Source organism: Ornithinicoccus sp., from assembly GCF_057176825.1.
This window is the reverse complement of the sequence record NZ_CM169976.1, coordinates 1,497,945-1,514,382: the sequence shown is the minus strand read 5'-3', so window position 1 is coordinate 1,514,382 and position 16,438 is coordinate 1,497,945. Positions and strand designations below refer to the sequence as shown.

Sequence of the window (16,438 nt, the reverse complement as noted above, 5' to 3'; positions counted from 1 at the left end):
GGGGCCCATCGGGGTTCGCGAGACAATCGGGTCATGTCGACCAGTCCGCACCGCAACGACGACGGCGTGATCCGTCACCTGTTGGGCACCCCGGCGACGTGGGCAGTCGTCGGCCTGTCCGCCAACACCCAGCGCACGGCATACGGCATCTCGCAGTTCCTGCAGCAGACACTGGGCCACCGCATCATCCCGGTGCACCCCCGGGCCGAGGAGGTCTTCGGGGAGGTCGGCTATGCCTCGCTGTCCGAGATCCCGGACGGCACGCAGGTGGATGTGGTCGACCTGTTCGTGAACTCCGCGGTCGTCGGAGAGGTCGTCGACGAGGCGCTGGAGCAGCGGGAGCGCCTCGGCATCCGTGCCCTCTGGCTGCAGCTCGGTGTGATCGACGAGGCCGCCGCCGAGCGTGCGGTCGCTGCCGGGCTGGATGTCGTGATGGACACCTGCCCGAAGATCGAGTACCCGCGCTTCATGGTCTGAGGCGGCGGGTCACTTCGCCCCGCGCTGCCGGCTGAGGTCGCGCAGCCGCTGGCCCTTGGCGTGGGCCTGCTCCCGCAGGTCCTCGGCGAAGGCGGCCAACCGCTCGCGCAGCGCCGCCGCATCCTCGTCCGTGCCGGCCGCCAGCACCCGGGCCGCGAGCAACCCGGCATTGCGGGCCCCTCCGACGGACACCGTGGCCACCGGGATCCCAGCCGGCATCTGCACGATGGAGAGCAGGGAGTCCATCCCGTCCAGGTGCTTCAGTGGCACGGGGACGCCGATCACGGGCAGCACGGTGACCGAGGCCAACATCCCCGGCAGGTGCGCGGCTCCCCCGGCGCCGGCGACGATCACCCGCAACCCCCGGTCGGCGGCGGTGCGGCCGTAGTCGATCATCTCGGTCGGCATCCGGTGCGCCGAGACGACGTCGGCCTGGTAGCCGATGCCGAGCTCGTCCAGCACCAGCGCGGCCTGCTCCATCACCGGCCAGTCGCTGTCGCTGCCCATCACCAGCCCGACGGCCGTCTCCCCGCTGTCGCGGGGTCCGCTGGGATCGCTCATTCGGTGATCACTCCCTGGAGGTAGTCGGCGGCGTGCCGGGCCCGCTCGCGCAGGTCCGACAGCTCGGGCGCGTCGCCGTAGACGGTGACGTGGCCCAGTTTGCGGCCCGGGCGCACGCCCTTGCCGTAGAGGTGCACCCGCAGGCCAGGGTCGCGGGCCAGCAGGTGCCGGTAGGTCGGGTAGAGGTCGGGGTGCTCCCCGCCGAGAACGTTCGCCATGACGGTCCACGGCTGCCGCGCCGAGGGGTCGCCGAGCGGAAGATCCAGGACGGCCCGCAGGTGCTGCTCGAACTGGCTGGTGACGGACCCGTCGATGGTCCAGTGACCGCTGTTGTGGGGGCGCATCGCGAGCTCGTTGACCAGGTATGCGGGGGCACCGGTCTCCCGGTCCCGCACCTCGAACATCTCGACCGCCATGACACCGGTCACGCCCAACTCACCGGCGATGCGCAGCGCAGCCTCTCCGGCGGAGGCCGCCAGGTCGGGGTCCAGGTCCGGAGCCGGCGCCAACACCTCGGTGCAGATGCCATCGGTCTGGACCGTCTCCACCACCGGCCAGGTGGCGGCCTGCCCGCTGGGGCTGCGCGCGACGAGGGCAGCGAGCTCGCGGGTGAATTCGACCGCCTCCTCCAGCAGGATGCCGTCCACGAGCGGACCGGGCCGCCCCACTTGGGCGAGCCAGTCGGACAGGTCGGCGGCTGACCGGACGAGGCGCACCCCCTTGCCGTCGTAGCCGCCCCGCGGCGTCTTGGCCACGATCGGCCACTCCCCGGACGCGAACGCCTCCACCTCCTCGACGGTGCAGGCCGCGGTCCACCGGGGGCAGGGGATGCCGAGCTCGGTGAGTCTACGCCGCATGACCAGCTTGTCCTGGGCGTGGGTCAGCGCCTCTGGCCCGGGGTGCAGCGCCACCCCGTCGACCTCCAGCGCGGCCAGCACCTCTGCCGGGACGTGCTCGTGGTCGAAGGTCACCACGTCACAGTGCGCCGCGAATCGGCGCACGGCCTCCAGGTCGGTGTGCTCCCCCACCGGGGAGTGCGGCACCACCAGAGCGGCCGAGGCCGTCTCGGACTCGGCCAGCACCGACAACGTCAGGGACAACCCCACGGCGGGGGGCTGGCACATCCGGGCCAGCTGCCCGCCACCGATGATGCCGACGACCGGGAAGCCCCCCTCGGCGCGGCGCGGTGCGGGCGGGGACGGCGGGGCCGACGGTGCGGTCTGGGGGGTGAAGCTCACGGGGGTCCAGCCTACTTCCCGCCGCGTAGACTGCCGCGGTGACCCACGACCACCCCGGCCTGATCCAGCGTGCCCGCGGCGCCCTGGACGTTCTCATCCGGGAGGCGGCCAAGTTCGGCGTGGTGGGACTGGTGGCGTTCATCGTCGACACGACCCTCTACAACTACTTCGTCTTCGGGCTGCCCGGCGCGCCCGAGGGCCCGATGCATGACATCCCGCTGCGCGCCAAGATCGCGGCGACCTGCGTGGCGATGGTGGTCGCCTGGCTCGGCAACCGCTACTGGACCTTCCGCCACCGGCGCCGCGCCGCCGTGGCACACGAGTTCGCCCTCTTCGTGCTGTTCAACATCCTGGGCCTGGCCATCGCGGTGGCCTGCCTCGGGTTCTCCCGCTACGTGCTCGACCTGCACAGCCAACTGGCCGACAACATCAGCGCCAACGGGGTGGGACTGGTCCTCGGGACGCTCTTCCGCTTCTGGGCCTACCGCACCTTCGTCTTCCGGGGTGACGCGCTGGCCGAGATCGACACCCACCTGGTGCCGCACGAGTCGCGCGGGGGCGACCCGGACGACGCTCACTGCACGGGTGCCATCGACACATAGAGCGCAAACACCGCGGGACGCGCCTGGACCAGTTCCAGCCGTCCGCCGAACTGCTCGGCCGACTCGCGGGCCACCGCCAGCCCCAACCCGGTGCCGCCACCGCCGCTGACCGCCCGCTCGAAGATGCGTCGGGCCAGCTCGTCGGGGATCCCCTTGCCCTCGTCCTCCACCTCCAGGACGGCCGAGGGGCCACTGCGCCGGGCGGTGACCCGGACGTCTCCGGCGCCGTGCACCAGCGAGTTCTCCAGCAGGGTGTTGAGGATCTGGGAGATCGCCGAGGCCGAGGACCGGACGATCATCCCGCGCTCGAGGGTCACCGAGACGGTGCGCCCCGCGGAGGAGAAGGCGTGCGTCCACTCGTTCTGCAGGGTGAACAGCACGGTGTCCAGCGACACCGAACGCCCACCGTCGGCGTGCCCGGCCCGGGTGCGGTGGAGCAGGTCGTCCACCACACCGGCCAGTCGCTCGGTCTGCGAGATCGCGATGACCGCCTCGCTCTGGGCCACCCCCACGTCCTCGGCCTCGGCGATCTCCTCCAACCGCATCAGCAGCGCCGCCAGGGGGGTGCGCAGCTGGTGGGAGGCGTCCGCGGCGAACGAACGCTCGGCGGACAGGGCCCGTGCCAGGGCCCGGGAGTTGCGGTCCAGGATCCGGGACACGGCGTCGATCTCCTCGATCCCGGACCGGGTGAGGCGACCGTGCCCCTCGCCGCCCGTGATCGAGTCGAAGGCGAACCCGCCGCTGCCGAACTCCTCGGCACGCTGGGCCAGTGACCGGAGGGGCTCGAGCAGCCGGCGGGCGTCCCGCTCGGCCACGAGATACCCGACCCAGGCGGCGATGGCCGCGGCGAGCAGCACGAACACCAGGCCCGCCAGCACCAGCACCCATCCCGGCAGCAGGCCCACCCCGTCCGGGTCACGCTCCTGCTCGAGCTGCAGCAGGACCGCAGCAACGCTGAAGGCCAGCACCACCACGAGCGCAGCGGTGATGGCTGCCGACTGGATCGCGAGTGCGCGAAGGGCCTTACCCACGTCGGGCCGCGGCGCTCAGCCTTCCGGTTCGTTCTCGAACCGGAAACCCACGCCTCGCACGGTGACGATGTGCTTGGGGTCGTTGGCGTCCTCGCCCAGCTTGCGGCGCAGCACTGAGACGTGCATGTCGAGCGTCTTGGTGGAGCCGTACCAGGTGCTCTCCCAGACCTCGCGCATCAGGTCCTCGCGGGAGACGACCTTGCCGCCCTCACGCATCAGGACCCGCAGCAGGTCGAACTCCTTGGCCGTCAGCTGCAGCTCCTGGCCGTTGAGGAAGGCACGCCGGGCGTTGTTGTCGATGGTGACGGGCCTGTCCCCACCGGCCTCGGGGCCCTCGCCCCCGCGCCGCAGCAGCGCCCGCACGCGGGCCAGCAGCTCGGCGAGGCGGAACGGCTTGGTCACATAGTCGTCGGCGCCTGCGTCCAGACCCACGACCGTGTCGACCTCGTCACCCCGGGCGGTGAGGATCAACACGGGGCAGATGAGTCCTTGCTGACGGATCCGCCGACAGACCTCCAACCCGTCCACGTAGGGCAGCCCCAGGTCCAGCACGACGAGGTCCGGCGGGGTGCCACCGGCGAGTTTGAGCGCCTGGCGACCGTCGACCGCTACCTCTACGTCGTAGCCCTCGCGCAACAGCGCCCGGGCCAGGGGTTCGGAGATGTTTTCATCGTCCTCGGCCAGCAACACACGGGTCATGGGGGTAATCCTAGTTGGCTACGGGTCAGATTCCGGGCCACCGGGGGGCGCGCTTCTCCACGAAGGCCGCGATCCCCTCCTGCCGGTCGGCCGACAGGGCCGTCGCCCGCCACCCCGAGTCCTCGATCTGCAGGCCGGTGGCGAGGTCGACATCGGTGCCGAACCGCATGGCCCGCTTGGCGTTACGCACGCCCACCGGAGAGTTGCCGGCGATGGTCGCCGCGAGCTCCAGCGCACGGTCCCGGGCCGCCCCGGGAGACACCACCTCGTCCAGCACCCCCAGCGCGTGCGCCTCGGGGACGGCGAGTCGTCGCGCCGTGAAGATCATCGACGCGGCCCGCGACCACCCCACCCGCCGGGTCAGCAGCTGGGTGCCCCCGCCACCGGGGATGACACCGACCGAGACCTCCGGCAGTCCGACCGTGGCCTGTTCCCCCGCGACGATCAGGTCACAGGACAGGGCGAGTTCGAACCCGCCGCCCAGCGCAAACCCCTCGACGGCGGCGATCGCGGGCATCGGCAGGTTGAGCACGCCCGTGTAGGCCTGCTGGGTGATCAACCGCTGCTCGGTCATCTGCTGGTCGGTGAAGTTGTTGCGCTCCTTGAGGTCGGCACCGACGCAGAACGCCCGCTCGTGGGTGCTGGTGAGCACCACGGCCCGCACGGACGGGTCGGCGGCCAGCTCACGCGTCGTCGCCGCGATCTCCTGGGCGAAGGCGGTCGAGATGGCGTTCATCGCCTGCGGCCGGTTCAGCGCCACCTCGACCACGTGCCCCTCGGGGCCGTGCCGGGTGACCTGCAGCATCAAGTCGTCGGAGGTCATGCACGCAGGCTAGCCAGCCGGGCGGACGTGCACCACGTCACCCACATGGTGCACCGTCCGGGTCCCCCTGCCCTCGATGACCAGCAGTCCCTCGTCGGTGACCTCGACGGCCCGTCCCCGCCGCTCGTAGCCGTCGGGCTGGTGCACGGTCACCTCGCGCCCCAGCGTGTCGCACCAGAGGCGGTATGCCGTCCGCGCGGCCCCGAGGTCGGCCAGCCGGTGGGCGAGTCGGTCCAGGTAGTGCCCGAGGAACTCCTCCCGGGCCCCGTCCGGCAGCGGTGCGCCGCCCCCGCGTGCCAGGCGCCACGACGTGGCCGTCGGCACCGGCAGGTCCTCGGCCCCCTGGTCGATGTTGACCCCGGCCCCGAGCACGACCACCGGGCCGTGCGGACCGTCCGGGACCGCCTGCGCCAGCACCCCACAGATCTTGCGCAGCTCCCCGTCCGCCTGGGCCAGGACGTCGTTGGGCCACTTCAGGCGCGCGGTCACGGCATACCGGCTGTCTGCGAGCGCCTCCGCGACCGCGAGCCCGCCGACCAGCGGCACCCAGCCGACGTCGGGCCCCTCGGGCGCAGGGAGCACCACGGTCACGGCCAGCGAGGCCCCGGGCGGCGCCGTCCAGGTCCGACCCCGGCGCCCTTGGCCGGCGCTCTGGTGGTCCGCCACGATCACCCGGCCGGGACGCAGGTCCTCGTGGGCCAGCACGTTCGTGGAGGGGACCGTGGCGTGCCACTCGGGGGCCGCCCATCGCAGCTGCGTCACCCGGCCAGGCTAGACGGGCGGCACCGGGACACTCCGCCCGCAGTAGGTTGTCCCCATGAGTGAGGACGTCAGCCCGGACATGCGCACCACCGCGGGGCGGCTGGCCGACCACCGGCGGCGCGTCGACGAGGCCGTGCACGCCGGATCGGCGCGGGCCGTGGAGAAGCAGCACGCCAAGGGCAAGAAGACGGCGCGCGAGCGGATCGAGGAGCTGCTGGACGAGGGCTCCTTCACCGAGCTCGACGAGCTGGCCCGGCACCGTTCCACGGCGTTCGGCCAGGACCGCAGCCGGCCCTACGGCGACGGCGTGGTCACCGGCTACGGCACCGTCGACGGGCGGCCGGTCGCGGTCTTCGCCCAGGACTTCACCGTCTTCGGCGGGTCGCTGGGTGAGGTCTTCGGCGAGAAGATCGTCAAGGTCATGGACCTGGCCATGAAGATCGGCTGCCCCGTCATCGGGATCAACGACTCCGGCGGCGCCCGTATCCAGGAGGGGGTCGTGGCGCTGGGGCTGTATGCCGAGATCTTCCGCCGCAACGTGCACGCCTCCGGGGTCGTCCCGCAGATCTCGTTGGTGCTCGGCCCGTGCGCGGGCGGGGCCGTCTACTCCCCAGCGATCACCGACTTCACGGTGATGGTGGACCAGACCTCGCACATGTTCATCACCGGACCCGACGTCATCAAGACGGTCACCGGGGAGGACGTCAGCTTCGAGGACCTGGGCGGCGCCCGCACCCACAACACCCGGTCCGGCGTGGCGCACTACATGGCCACCGACGAGTCCGACGCCATCGGCTACGTGCAGGACCTGTTGTCCCACCTGCCGCAGAACAATCTGGAGGACCCGCCGGCGTTCGAGGCCGAGGCAGATCTGGAGGTCTCGGCCGAGGACGAGGAGTTGGACACCCTGGTGCCAGACTCCGCCAACATGCCCTACGACATGCTGACGGTCATCGGGCACGTGCTGGACGACGGGGAGTTCCTGCAGGTCCAGGAGCTCTTCGCCCCCAACATCGTGTGCGGCTTCGGCCGGGTCGAGGGCCACTCGATCGGGGTGGTGGCCAACCAGCCGCTGCAGCTCGCCGGCACGCTCGACATCGACGCCTCCGAGAAGGCCGCCCGCTTCGTGCGGACCTGCGATGCGTTCAACATCCCGATCCTGACCTTCGTCGACGTCCCCGGCTTCCTCCCGGGCACCGACCAGGAGTGGGGCGGCATCATCCGCCGTGGGGCCAAACTGCTCTATGCGTATGCCGAGGCGACGGTGCCGCTGGTCACCGTCATCACCCGCAAGGCCTACGGGGGCGCGTACGACGTGATGGGGTCCAAGCACCTGGGGGCGGACCTCAACTTCGCCTGGCCCACGGCGCAGATCGCCGTGATGGGTGCCCAGGGCGCCGCCAACATCCTCTACCGCAAGCAGCTGTCCGACGTCGCCGAGGCGGGGGGCGACGTCGATGCCGAGCGCGCCCGCCGGATCCAGGAGTACGAGGACACCCTGGCCAACCCCTACATCGCCGCCGAGCGGGGCTACATCGACGCGGTGATAGCCCCGTCGGACACCCGGATCCAGGTGGTCAGGGCGCTGCGCACGCTCCGCACGAAACGGGCCAACCGCCCACCCAAGAAGCACGGGAACATCCCGCTGTGAGCGCGCCGGAGCACCCCCTGATCCGGGTGGAGGGCGGCAACGCCACGCCGGAGGAGACGGCTGCCGTGGTGGCCGTCCTGAGCCTGCTGGGCGGCGACGCCTCCCCGGACGGCCCGGGGAGCGCCGGCGCGCCGCGGTCGCTGTGGAACTCCCGCAGCCGGGCGGCCCGGCCCCGACTGTCCCCCGGCCCCGGGGCGTGGCGGGGTTCGGCCCTGCCCCGCTGACCCGGCCCGGCCGATCTCGCGTGTCACATGGAGGGGGTCATAGGCCCCTTTATGCTCCACACGAGCCGTCGCTGGCGTCGGCACCCCACGCCTCTCGTCAATGCGACATTGACACGTCCCTGAGTGTCAACGTACGGTTGACGTCATGACTCGCTCCGACTCCCCCTTCTCCCGCGCCGCACGTCCCGCATCCCCCGTCACGATGCCGGTGGGACTCGGGGCGATCCTGGTCGGATTCGTCTGTTTCTTCGTCGCCGACCTGTTCGACGGCGGGTTCCTCCGGGGCCTGTTCCAGGGCGCCACCATCGCCCTGATGGTCATCGGGGCCTACCTCATCGGCTCCCGCCTCTTCTGGAGGCGGAAGGAGGAGCAGGACCTCGACCGCGGAGCCCAGTGGCTGCCCAGCCGCGACGGCGCAGACGGCAGCCAGGACCGGCAGTGAGCGCGACTCCCCCGACGGAGCACGACCCGCGCAGCCCCTCGGACGACGCCCTGGTGCAGGCCATCGGGGAGGCGATCCTCGGTGGTCACGGGGACGGCGATCCTCCGGTGGACCCCACGGACCCGGGCGATCACCTCACCCTGGTCCACCGTGCGGCAGCGGCCGAGACGGCGGCCCGCGACCTGTTGCAGCAGTCCGTGACTGCGGCCCGCGCCAGCGGCCTCAGCTGGGCGGCGATCGGCAGCGAGCTCGGGCTGACCCGGCAGGCCGTGCAGCAACGCTTCGGGTCCCGCAGCGAGCCGGCCGACTCCCCGCGGTATCGCTGGCTCGGGCCGGTCACCGCCCTGGACGAGATGCGCGAGCTCGAGATCGCCGGTCGGTTGGGCTGGCACACCGTCGAGGCCGGCATGCTCCGCCACCGGATGGTCCGTACCCCGACCCAGTGGGAGCACCGCCGGGTCGTCTGGAGCGGGCCGACCCACCGGTGGGAGCGGGACGGCTGGCAGGTCGGGTGCCGGGCATTCCCGTGGCTCTACCTGGTGCGTGACCGCGGGATCCCCGCCGAGGACGCCGTGGCGGAGCCTGCGGCTCCCCCGGCGGGCTAGCGACGCGGCCGGCGGAGCCCTGGCGACGCCGGCAACCACGCGACGTCGTGACAGGATGGCGCGCGATGGATCGAGTGAAGAACCTGAGCGCCGTGGGCGTAAGGCTGCGCCGTGCCGCACGGGCCGCCGTCCGCGAAGTCCGCGGCACCTCCCCCACCTCCCCCGCAGAGACCCCGAGCGCGCCCGACGACGCAGCACGCGCGAAGCCCCCGACCCCCGGGCCCTCTGTCGATGCCCCCGACAGCGATGCCCCCGGCGGCCCGGTGACCGCACCCCACGCGCCCGCGCCGCCGTTGCTGCTCACGGTCGCCGTGGCCGCACGGCCCGTGCTCCGTGACCTCCTCGCCCCCGAGTGGCAGCAACGCACCCTCGAGCGACGGACCTGGCGCACGACACTGGAGGGTGTCGACCTCGTGGTCCTCGAGGGCGTCGGTGGCTCGGTCGCCGGCTGGGGTGACGGAGCCCCGCTGCGCCATGTGCTGGAACGCGCCCGCGACGCCGGGATCCCCGTCGTGCTGTGGGTGACCGACGACCTGCCCCCGGGCGACTGGGCCGACTCGATCGAGGTGCTCGGTACCTCCTCCGGCGCCGCGGCCGCCGCGATGCGGGCCACCGGGCGCACCGTTCACCACTGGCCCGCGGCCGCCCAGCCCCGCAGGGCGGGTCTGGCGCGCGAGGACGACACGACCACCCGCCGCCATGGGGGCCTCGTCGTGGTCGACGGCCTGTCGCGGCTGTCCGACGATTCCGTGCCACGGCTGGTCGGTGGGGCCGTCGGGCCGATGAAGCGCGCCGACACCCACATCGTGCGCACTCCCGGGAAGTCCGCGTCGGTGCCCCTCCCCTCGTCCCTGGCCGACCGCGTGGAGGGAGCCACCTCCGACCCGGGCGGGGCCCGCGTGTTCCTCGACCTGTCATCCACCGCACCGGGCGGCGCCTGGAGCACGGTGGCCGCGGCCGCCGCGCAGACCCCCGTGGTCGGCACCCCCGAGCACGCGGACCTGCCCGAGGATCTCGCCGCCCTGATCCCGAGGGTCGGGGAGCCCCGCGCCCTGCGCAGCGAGCTGGTCGCCCGGATCCACCAGGAGGAGCTCGTGGCCCGCGAGGGCCTCCTGCTGCAGCGGGCCGTCCTCGCCGGGCACACCGGCGCCGACAGGGCGCGCGCGCTGGCCGGTGCCGCGGGCCTGCCGGCCCCGGCCGCGGAGCCACCGACGGTCTCGGCGGTCGTGCCCACCAACCGGCTGCACGAGCTGGACAACGTGTTCGCCAACCTCGGCCGTCAGGACCACCCCGCGCTGGAGTTGGTGCTGGTGCTGCACGGTCTGGAGACCGACGATGCGGACCTGCAGCGCCGGGCGGCTGCCGCGGGCGTCGAGAACGTGCAGATCGTGCACGCGGAGGCCGACCTCACGCTCGGCGCCTGTATGAACCTTGGCGTCGACGCCGCAGGCGGACGGTTCATCGCCAAGATGGACGACGACAACTACTACGGTCCGCGCTTCCTGTCCGACCTCCTGTCCACCTTCGGCTACACCGACGCCGGGATCGTCGGGAAGTGGTGCCACTACGTGTGGCTGCGCTCGACCGGTGCGGTCGTGCTGCGCTACCCCGACTCCGAGCACCGTTACGAACGCCGCGTGCAGGGCGGGTCCATGCTCTTCGCCGGCGACGTCGTGCGTCAGGTCCGGTTCGGCGACCTCCCCCGTGCCGTCGACTCCGACATCCTGGACCGCGCCATGGCCGACGGGGTCCGCGTCTACTCGGGAGACCGCTACAACTACGTCTCGGTGCGTGGCGCGGACCGACACGCACACACCTGGGACGTGGCCGACTCGACCTTCCTCACCGCGACGGGTCGCCTCCTCTTCTACGGTGATCCCACCACCCACGTGAGCCTCTGAGTCCCGGACCGCCCCCTCCGGGACACATGACAAGGAGCCCCATGCCCGCACTCGATGTCACCTCCCTCCGCACCCAGGGACGGCGCGCTGCCCGCGCCGCCGTGCGCCGTGCCCCCCTCGACCCGGTCGCCGCCCTGCCCGGCCAGGGGGGGTCCACGGGTCGCCGCGCCGTCTTGGCCAAGGCCCGCCTGCAGATCCTGCGGGCCAAGGAGTTCCAGCAGGGACTGCGGCTGCTCGATCGCGTCCCGGAGGGGGCGCTGGGGGCCACCGGCCACGGCTTGAAGGCGTGGGCCCATCTGTCCCTCGGCTCGTTGGAGGACGCGGTGCGGGAGGCGCGCACCACGCTGACCCTGGAGCCCGATGCTGAGGCGGTCGGCCTGGCCATGACCGTCGCCCAACGCAGTCGCCACCGCGACCTAGTGGTGGCGACCAACGCCCTAGCCGCAACCACCCGCCCCCACCGCGAGGTCGACGCGCAGCGGCTGCTGGACTGGTTCTCGACGAAGGAGGTCGCCGAGGCCGAGGCGTTCCTGGCAAACGTCGCCACCTGGCAGGTGCCGTTCACCACCTCCTCGCTGGACCTGCTGCGCGCAGAGACCGAGATCCGACGTGCTGGCGACGACGAGGCCCAGCGGGCCACTGCCCTCACGGTGGGGATGAGCAGTCCTGAGGGATTCCGGGCCGCGAGCAGGGTGCTCGGCTCACTCGATGCCTGGGACGAGTTGCGCGATCTGTATGCCGCGCAGGACCCCGAGACCGTGGCCGCAGTCCCCACGAAGACCGCCGTCGCCCTCGCCCAGCGCGCCTCCCGCGCCGGCTGGCTCGACACCGCCCAGGTGATGACCGACCGGATTCTGCGGGTCGGCAACCACCGCGGGGCACGACAGGCCCACGACCAGGCGTCAGACCAGATCCACATCGCCCGCACCGGCTGGCCCGCCGACCAGGCACAGCCCCGTTCCTACGAGCCGCGTCCCCGGGCCGTCCTGTCCGTCCTGGCCCAGTCACTGCCGCACCGCTCCGGCGGGTACGCGACCCGCAGCCACGGCATCCTCACCGGTCTGCGGCAGCTCGACTGGGACGTCCTGGCCACGACCCGCCTCGGGTTCCCCTACGACTTCTGGGGCCACGACGACAAGCGCAACGTCCCGGACCAGGACGTCATCGACGGCCTGACCTACCGCCGGCTGCTGGAGCCCGGCCAGCGGGACTACCGGACGACTCCGCTCGCCGGCTACATCGACCGGTTCGCGGTGCGTCTGGAGGAGCTCGCCCGGGAGCACCAGGCCGGTCTGATCCACGCGAGCAGCTTCCAGAACAACGGTCTGGCCGGACTGCGCGCCGCGCGCCGCCTGGGGATCCCGTTCGTGTACGAGATGCGGGGGCTGGAGGACCTCATGAAGGTCTCCCGGAACCCTGAGTTCGCCCGGACCGACGGGCACGCCTACATGACGGGGCTGGAGCGTCACATCGTCCAGCAGGCCGACCTGACCTTCGTCATCACCGAGGCACTCCGGGAGGAGATGATCCGGCGCGGGGGGCCCGCCGACCGGATCCGGGTGCTGCCCAACGGCGTGCACACCAGCCAGTTCGAGCCCCGCGACCCGGACCAGACCCTCCTGGACGAGCTGGGTCTGCAGGGCAAGACGGTCATCGGCTACGCCGGGGGCCTGGTCGACTACGAGGGGCTCACCCTGCTGGTGGAAGCTGCCGCCGAGCTAAAGCGCACCCGCGACGACTTCGCCGTGATCATCGTGGGCGACGGGCACTTCCAGGAGCACCTGTTGCGGCTGACCAAGGACCTCGGGGTCGAGGACGTCGTGCTGTTCACCGGCCGGGTGCCGCACGACCAGGTCGCCCGCTACCTGTCGATCTTCCAGATCACTCCGTTCCCCCGGTTGCCGCTGCCGGTCTCTGAGCTGATCAGCCCGATCAAGCCGTTCGAGTCGATGGCCATGGGCAAGGCGTGCATCGCCAGCTCGGTCGCCGCGCTCACCGAGATCGTCGAGCCCGACGTCCGCGGCCTGGTCTTCGCCAAGGGCGACGCGCACGACCTCACCCGGCAGCTGACCCGCTACCTGGATGACCCGGAGCTGCGGGAGCGGATGGGCCGCCAAGCCAGGGAGTGGGTGCTGGGCGAGCGAGACTGGAGCGACATGACCGGGATCGTGGACGAGGCCTACCACGAGCTGCTCGGCTGACGGTCAGGGCACCTCGGACACGGAGATCTCGCCGACCTCGCGCGAGGTCAGTCCTTCCTGCGCCAGCGCCCGGTAGAGGAACGGCGTCAGCGTGCGGACGTAGCTCGCGGTGACGTGGCTGCCCTGTCGGTAGACGAGGGTGTCGCCGATCACCGGCGGGCACTGCTCCCGCCCGGGTGGGCAGATCCACCCGTTCAGGTCCAGGAACGGTGCCCCAGCAGTCTCGGCCGCCGCCTCCAGCGCGGGGGACCCGCGGCCGGACCGACCATGTCCCTCCGCGTCGAAGCCGCACGCCGAGTAGTCCTCGGGGTTCTCCTCCACACAGGTGTAGACCTGCTCCTCCCCCGGCCGCGGGGAGTCGGCCAGCACGACGACCTCGGTGCCCTGCTCCTTCAGGTCCCCGATCGCGTCGGCCATGCCCGAGCGCAGGGCCTCACTGCTCGCGGCGCCCTGCGACACGAGCGCAAGATCCGGTGCACCCTCCTCCTGCACGTGCGCCAGGACGTTGTCGGCGAACTCCTCACAATCGGCCTCGGCACCGTCGTGGGTGAAGGCGCAGGCGGACTTGAGGTACAGCTCGATGCGCCAGCCCTCACGCTCCGCGATGGCTTCCACCGCCGGGAACCACTGGCCCATCTTGGAGTCCCCGAGCAGGGCGATCGTCCGATCGCCGTCCGGGTCGCCGTAGACGCAGGACGGGTCGACCGCACTGTCGCCCTCCTTGATCTGGCAGTCGTCCGCGTAGTAGCTCGGGACGTCTTCGGCGGCGACGGCCGGGTCCGGGGTGACCGGCCCCGAGGTGGTGAGCACGGCGTCCAGGTCCTCGCGCACGGTCCACTCGGTGGCGTCCGGGTCGGCGATGAGATGGGTGGCTCCCTCGACCTGGGCGTCCTGGTCGAGCTTGGGCACGGTGAGCCAGACCGCGAGCCCGGCGAGGGCGGTCACCAGCATCGTGGCCAGGCCGAACACCAGGCCCCGTGAGGCCTTGGCGCTCAGGCCGGGATGGAACCGCACCGGATCCTCCACGAGGTGCTTGGTCAGCCATGCCAGGAGCACCGACAGCGCCCCCAGCACCACGAGGTGGCGCAGCCGCAGCTCGGGGACGGCCGCCTTCGCCAGGACGAGCAGCGGCCAGTGCCACAGGTAGATGGCGTAGGACAGTCCCCCGATCCACACCAGCGGGGGCAGGCTGAGCAGCCGGGCGGTGACGGTGCCCTGGCTCGCGCAGCCGGCGGCGATCACGAGGGCGGCTCCCACCGTCGGGACCAGGGCCCAGGATCCCGGCCAGGGGTGCGACCCGGTGAGGAAGAACGCCGACCAGACCACCAGCACCAGGCCCACCGCGGCCAGGGCCTCCGCCGCACGCCGCGGCAGCGAGCCCAGCCGCACCACGAGGAAGGCCAGCAGCGCCCCGATGGCCAGCTCCCAGACCCGGGTCGTGGTGTAGAAGTAGGCGGTTGCCGGGTCGGACCGGGTGTGCAGCACCGAGTACGCCAGCGAGGCAGCCGCGACGAGGCCCAGGACGACGAACAGCAGCGGCTTGGGCCGGAGCCCGGTCCGGCGGGCCAGGAACAGCCCGAGGATGATCAGCAGCGGCCACACCACGTAGAACTGCTCCTCGACCGACAGCGACCAGTAGTGCTGCAGGGCCGAGGGGGCAGCGTCCTCCGCCAGGTAGTCCACGGATCGGAACGCCAGCGCCCAGTTCACGACGTACCCGGTGGCCGCGACCACGTCGATGCCGAGGTTGGCCCGATCCTGCCCCGGCAGCACGAGCCATCCGGCGGCCGCCGTGCACAGGAGCACCAGCGAGGCCGCAGGGAGCAGCCGGCGGGCCCGTCGGGCGTAGAAGTCGGCCAGGGAGATCCGGCCGGTCCTGGCCGCCTCGCGCAGCAGCAGCGAGGTGATCAGGAAGCCCGAGATCACGAAGAAGATGTCCACCCCGACGAAGCCGCCCGGCATGAACGGGATGCCGACGTGGTAGAGCAGCACCGTGCCGACGGCCACGGCCCGCAGACCCTCGATGTCACCGCGCAGCGGTGTCCGCCCGTGGCCGCCGCGAGAAGGCGGCGCCTGGGGCGGTGCGTGATCCCCCCGGACCGGGGCGGTCACGCCTCCGACCGGGGCGGGGCCTGCACGGCCCCGGCGAGCACGCCGGCGATCCGTTCACCGGCGTGGCCGTCCCACAGCGGCGGGGTGTCCCAGGCGTCCAAGCGGCCACGCGCTAGGACCTGCGCCACCGCCCCCGGGAGGGTCTGCCGGGTCACCAGCTGGTTGGTCCCATGGGTGATCGTGACGGGACGCTCGGTGTTCGGCCGCAACGTCAGGCACGGGACGCCCAGGATGGTGGTCTCCTCCTGGACGCCTCCGGAGTCGGTGACGACGGCCGCGGCGCCGCGCACCAGACCCATGAACTCCAGGTAGCCCAACGGGTCGATGACCCGCATCCGGTCGTGGTCCAGGAAGCCGGCCTCCTCGAGCCGGGCCCGACCACGGGGGTGCAGCGGGATGACGACCTGCGCCTGGTCCGCGACGGCGTGCACCGCGGACACCAGCTCCCGCACATCGGCGGGGTCGTCCACGTTGCCCGGCCGGTGCAGCGTGGCCACGATGTAATCCCCCTCGATCGACAGCTGGTCCCGCACGGCTGCGGCGTCGAAGCTGCGCTCGTGCTTCAACAGCGTGTCGATCATGGGATTGCCGACCAGGTGGATCTTGTCCGGGTCGGTGCCCTCGTTGCCCAGGTGCGCGATGGCGTCGGCACTGGTGCACAGCAGCAGGTCGGAGAGGCGGTCGGTGACCATCCGGTTGATCTCCTCCGGCATGGTCAGGTCGAAGGAGCGCAGGCCCGCCTCGACGTGGGCGAAGGTGATGCCGAGCTTGGCGGCCACCAGGGCAGCCGCCACGGTGGAGTTCACGTCGCCGTAGACCACGACCAGGTCGGGCGTGCGCTCCAGGAAGAGCTCTTCCAGGGCGATCATCACCTTGGCCGTCTGGGCGCCGTGGGCGCCCGAGCCCACACCCAGGTTCACGTCGGGCCTGGGGATGCCCAGTTGGCGGAAGAAGACGTCGGACATCGCGTCGTCATAGTGCTGCCCGGTATGCACGAGCAACTGCTCGACGTCGTAGGCGGCGAGGGCATCGAGGACGGGAGCGGCCTTCGGGAAGTTCGGGCGCGCACCAGTGACATGGACGACGAGGGGGGCCATCTCAACCATTCG

Annotated in this window: 16 protein-coding genes; 8 read left to right on the top strand and 8 right to left on the bottom strand. The window is 72.0% G+C overall.

Annotated features, from left to right (window positions below):
* Positions 1–33 precede the first annotated feature (33 nt).
* Positions 34–477 (top strand): CoA-binding protein, encoded by a 444-nt coding sequence (locus AC1QRC_RS07805; RefSeq protein ID WP_484206211.1) that lies wholly within the window; start codon positions 34–36, stop codon positions 475–477.
* Positions 478–486: 9 nt separating this feature from the next.
* On the opposite strand, the gene purE is transcribed toward AC1QRC_RS07805, so the two are convergent.
* Positions 487–1,038 (bottom strand): 5-(carboxyamino)imidazole ribonucleotide mutase, encoded by a 552-nt coding sequence (gene purE, locus AC1QRC_RS07800; RefSeq protein ID WP_484206210.1) that lies wholly within the window; start codon positions 1,036–1,038, stop codon positions 487–489.
* The gene (locus tag AC1QRC_RS07795) at positions 1,035–2,276 is read right to left on the bottom strand and encodes a 5-(carboxyamino)imidazole ribonucleotide synthase (RefSeq protein ID WP_484206209.1); all 1,242 of its coding nucleotides are present in this window, start codon (positions 2,274–2,276) and stop codon (positions 1,035–1,037) included. Before AC1QRC_RS07795 ends, purE begins: the two co-directional genes overlap by 4 nt.
* A 38-nt stretch (positions 2,277–2,314) precedes the next feature.
* On the opposite strand from AC1QRC_RS07795, the gene AC1QRC_RS07790 reads away from it, so the two are divergent.
* The gene (locus AC1QRC_RS07790) at positions 2,315–2,878 is read left to right on the top strand and encodes a GtrA family protein (protein ID WP_484206208.1); all 564 of its coding nucleotides are present in this window, start codon (positions 2,315–2,317) and stop codon (positions 2,876–2,878) included.
* Here the strand turns inward: AC1QRC_RS07790 and AC1QRC_RS07785 are convergent.
* Genes AC1QRC_RS07785 through AC1QRC_RS07770 form a run of 4 tightly spaced genes read right to left on the bottom strand, consistent with a single transcriptional unit; the run spans position 2,851 to position 6,193 of the window.
* Complete coding sequence (locus AC1QRC_RS07785; RefSeq protein WP_484206207.1) at positions 2,851–3,909, bottom strand: sensor histidine kinase; 1,059 nt, start codon at positions 3,907–3,909, stop codon at positions 2,851–2,853. The genes AC1QRC_RS07790 and AC1QRC_RS07785 overlap by 28 nt on opposite strands.
* A 15-nt stretch (positions 3,910–3,924) precedes the next feature.
* A complete protein-coding gene (locus AC1QRC_RS07780) occupies positions 3,925–4,608 on the bottom strand; it encodes a response regulator transcription factor (RefSeq protein WP_484206206.1) in 684 nt (227 codons plus the stop codon).
* A gap of 25 nt (positions 4,609–4,633) precedes the next feature.
* Positions 4,634–5,431: an enoyl-CoA hydratase/isomerase family protein gene (locus tag AC1QRC_RS07775; protein WP_484206205.1), complete on the bottom strand. Its 798-nt coding sequence runs from the start codon at positions 5,429–5,431 to the stop codon at positions 4,634–4,636.
* A gap of 9 nt (positions 5,432–5,440) precedes the next feature.
* Positions 5,441–6,193 carry a biotin--[acetyl-CoA-carboxylase] ligase gene (locus AC1QRC_RS07770; protein ID WP_484206204.1) on the bottom strand — a complete coding sequence of 251 codons (753 nt, stop codon included), beginning with the start codon at positions 6,191–6,193 and terminating at the stop codon, positions 5,441–5,443.
* 55 nt (positions 6,194–6,248) lie between these two features.
* Between AC1QRC_RS07770 and AC1QRC_RS07765 the strand changes: the two genes are divergently transcribed.
* The 6 genes from AC1QRC_RS07765 to AC1QRC_RS07740 all read left to right on the top strand — a co-directional run bounded on the left by AC1QRC_RS07765 (position 6,249) and on the right by AC1QRC_RS07740 (position 13,217).
* Positions 6,249–7,844, top strand: a complete 1,596-nt coding sequence (locus tag AC1QRC_RS07765; protein ID WP_484206203.1) for an acyl-CoA carboxylase subunit beta — start codon at positions 6,249–6,251, stop codon at positions 7,842–7,844.
* Positions 7,841–8,068 (top strand): acyl-CoA carboxylase subunit epsilon, encoded by a 228-nt coding sequence (locus AC1QRC_RS07760; RefSeq protein WP_484206202.1) that lies wholly within the window; start codon positions 7,841–7,843, stop codon positions 8,066–8,068. Before AC1QRC_RS07765 ends, AC1QRC_RS07760 begins: the two co-directional genes overlap by 4 nt.
* Positions 8,069–8,213: 145 nt before the next feature.
* Positions 8,214–8,510, top strand: a complete 297-nt coding sequence (locus AC1QRC_RS07755; RefSeq protein ID WP_484206201.1) for a hypothetical protein — start codon at positions 8,214–8,216, stop codon at positions 8,508–8,510.
* A complete protein-coding gene (locus AC1QRC_RS07750) occupies positions 8,507–9,115 on the top strand; it encodes a hypothetical protein (protein WP_484206200.1) in 609 nt (202 codons plus the stop codon). Before AC1QRC_RS07755 ends, AC1QRC_RS07750 begins: the two co-directional genes overlap by 4 nt.
* A gap of 263 nt (positions 9,116–9,378) precedes the next feature.
* Entirely contained in the window at positions 9,379–11,016 is a 1,638-nt protein-coding gene (locus tag AC1QRC_RS07745; protein WP_484206199.1) for a glycosyltransferase family 2 protein, read from the top strand.
* Between the two features lie 41 nt (positions 11,017–11,057).
* Positions 11,058–13,217 (top strand): glycosyltransferase family 4 protein, encoded by a 2,160-nt coding sequence (locus AC1QRC_RS07740; RefSeq protein WP_484206198.1) that lies wholly within the window; start codon positions 11,058–11,060, stop codon positions 13,215–13,217.
* A 3-nt stretch (positions 13,218–13,220) separates the two neighbouring features.
* Here AC1QRC_RS07740 and AC1QRC_RS07735 read toward each other — a convergent pair whose 3' ends face one another.
* Together AC1QRC_RS07735 and wecB are read right to left on the bottom strand one after the other, a co-directional pair.
* Positions 13,221–15,329, bottom strand: a complete 2,109-nt coding sequence (locus tag AC1QRC_RS07735) for an acyltransferase family protein (RefSeq protein WP_484206197.1) — start codon at positions 15,327–15,329, stop codon at positions 13,221–13,223.
* Positions 15,326–16,426 (bottom strand): non-hydrolyzing UDP-N-acetylglucosamine 2-epimerase, encoded by a 1,101-nt coding sequence (wecB, locus tag AC1QRC_RS07730; protein ID WP_484206196.1) that lies wholly within the window; start codon positions 16,424–16,426, stop codon positions 15,326–15,328. The genes AC1QRC_RS07735 and wecB overlap by 4 nt, the downstream gene beginning before the upstream one ends.
* Between the last annotated feature and the right edge of the window lie 12 nt (positions 16,427–16,438).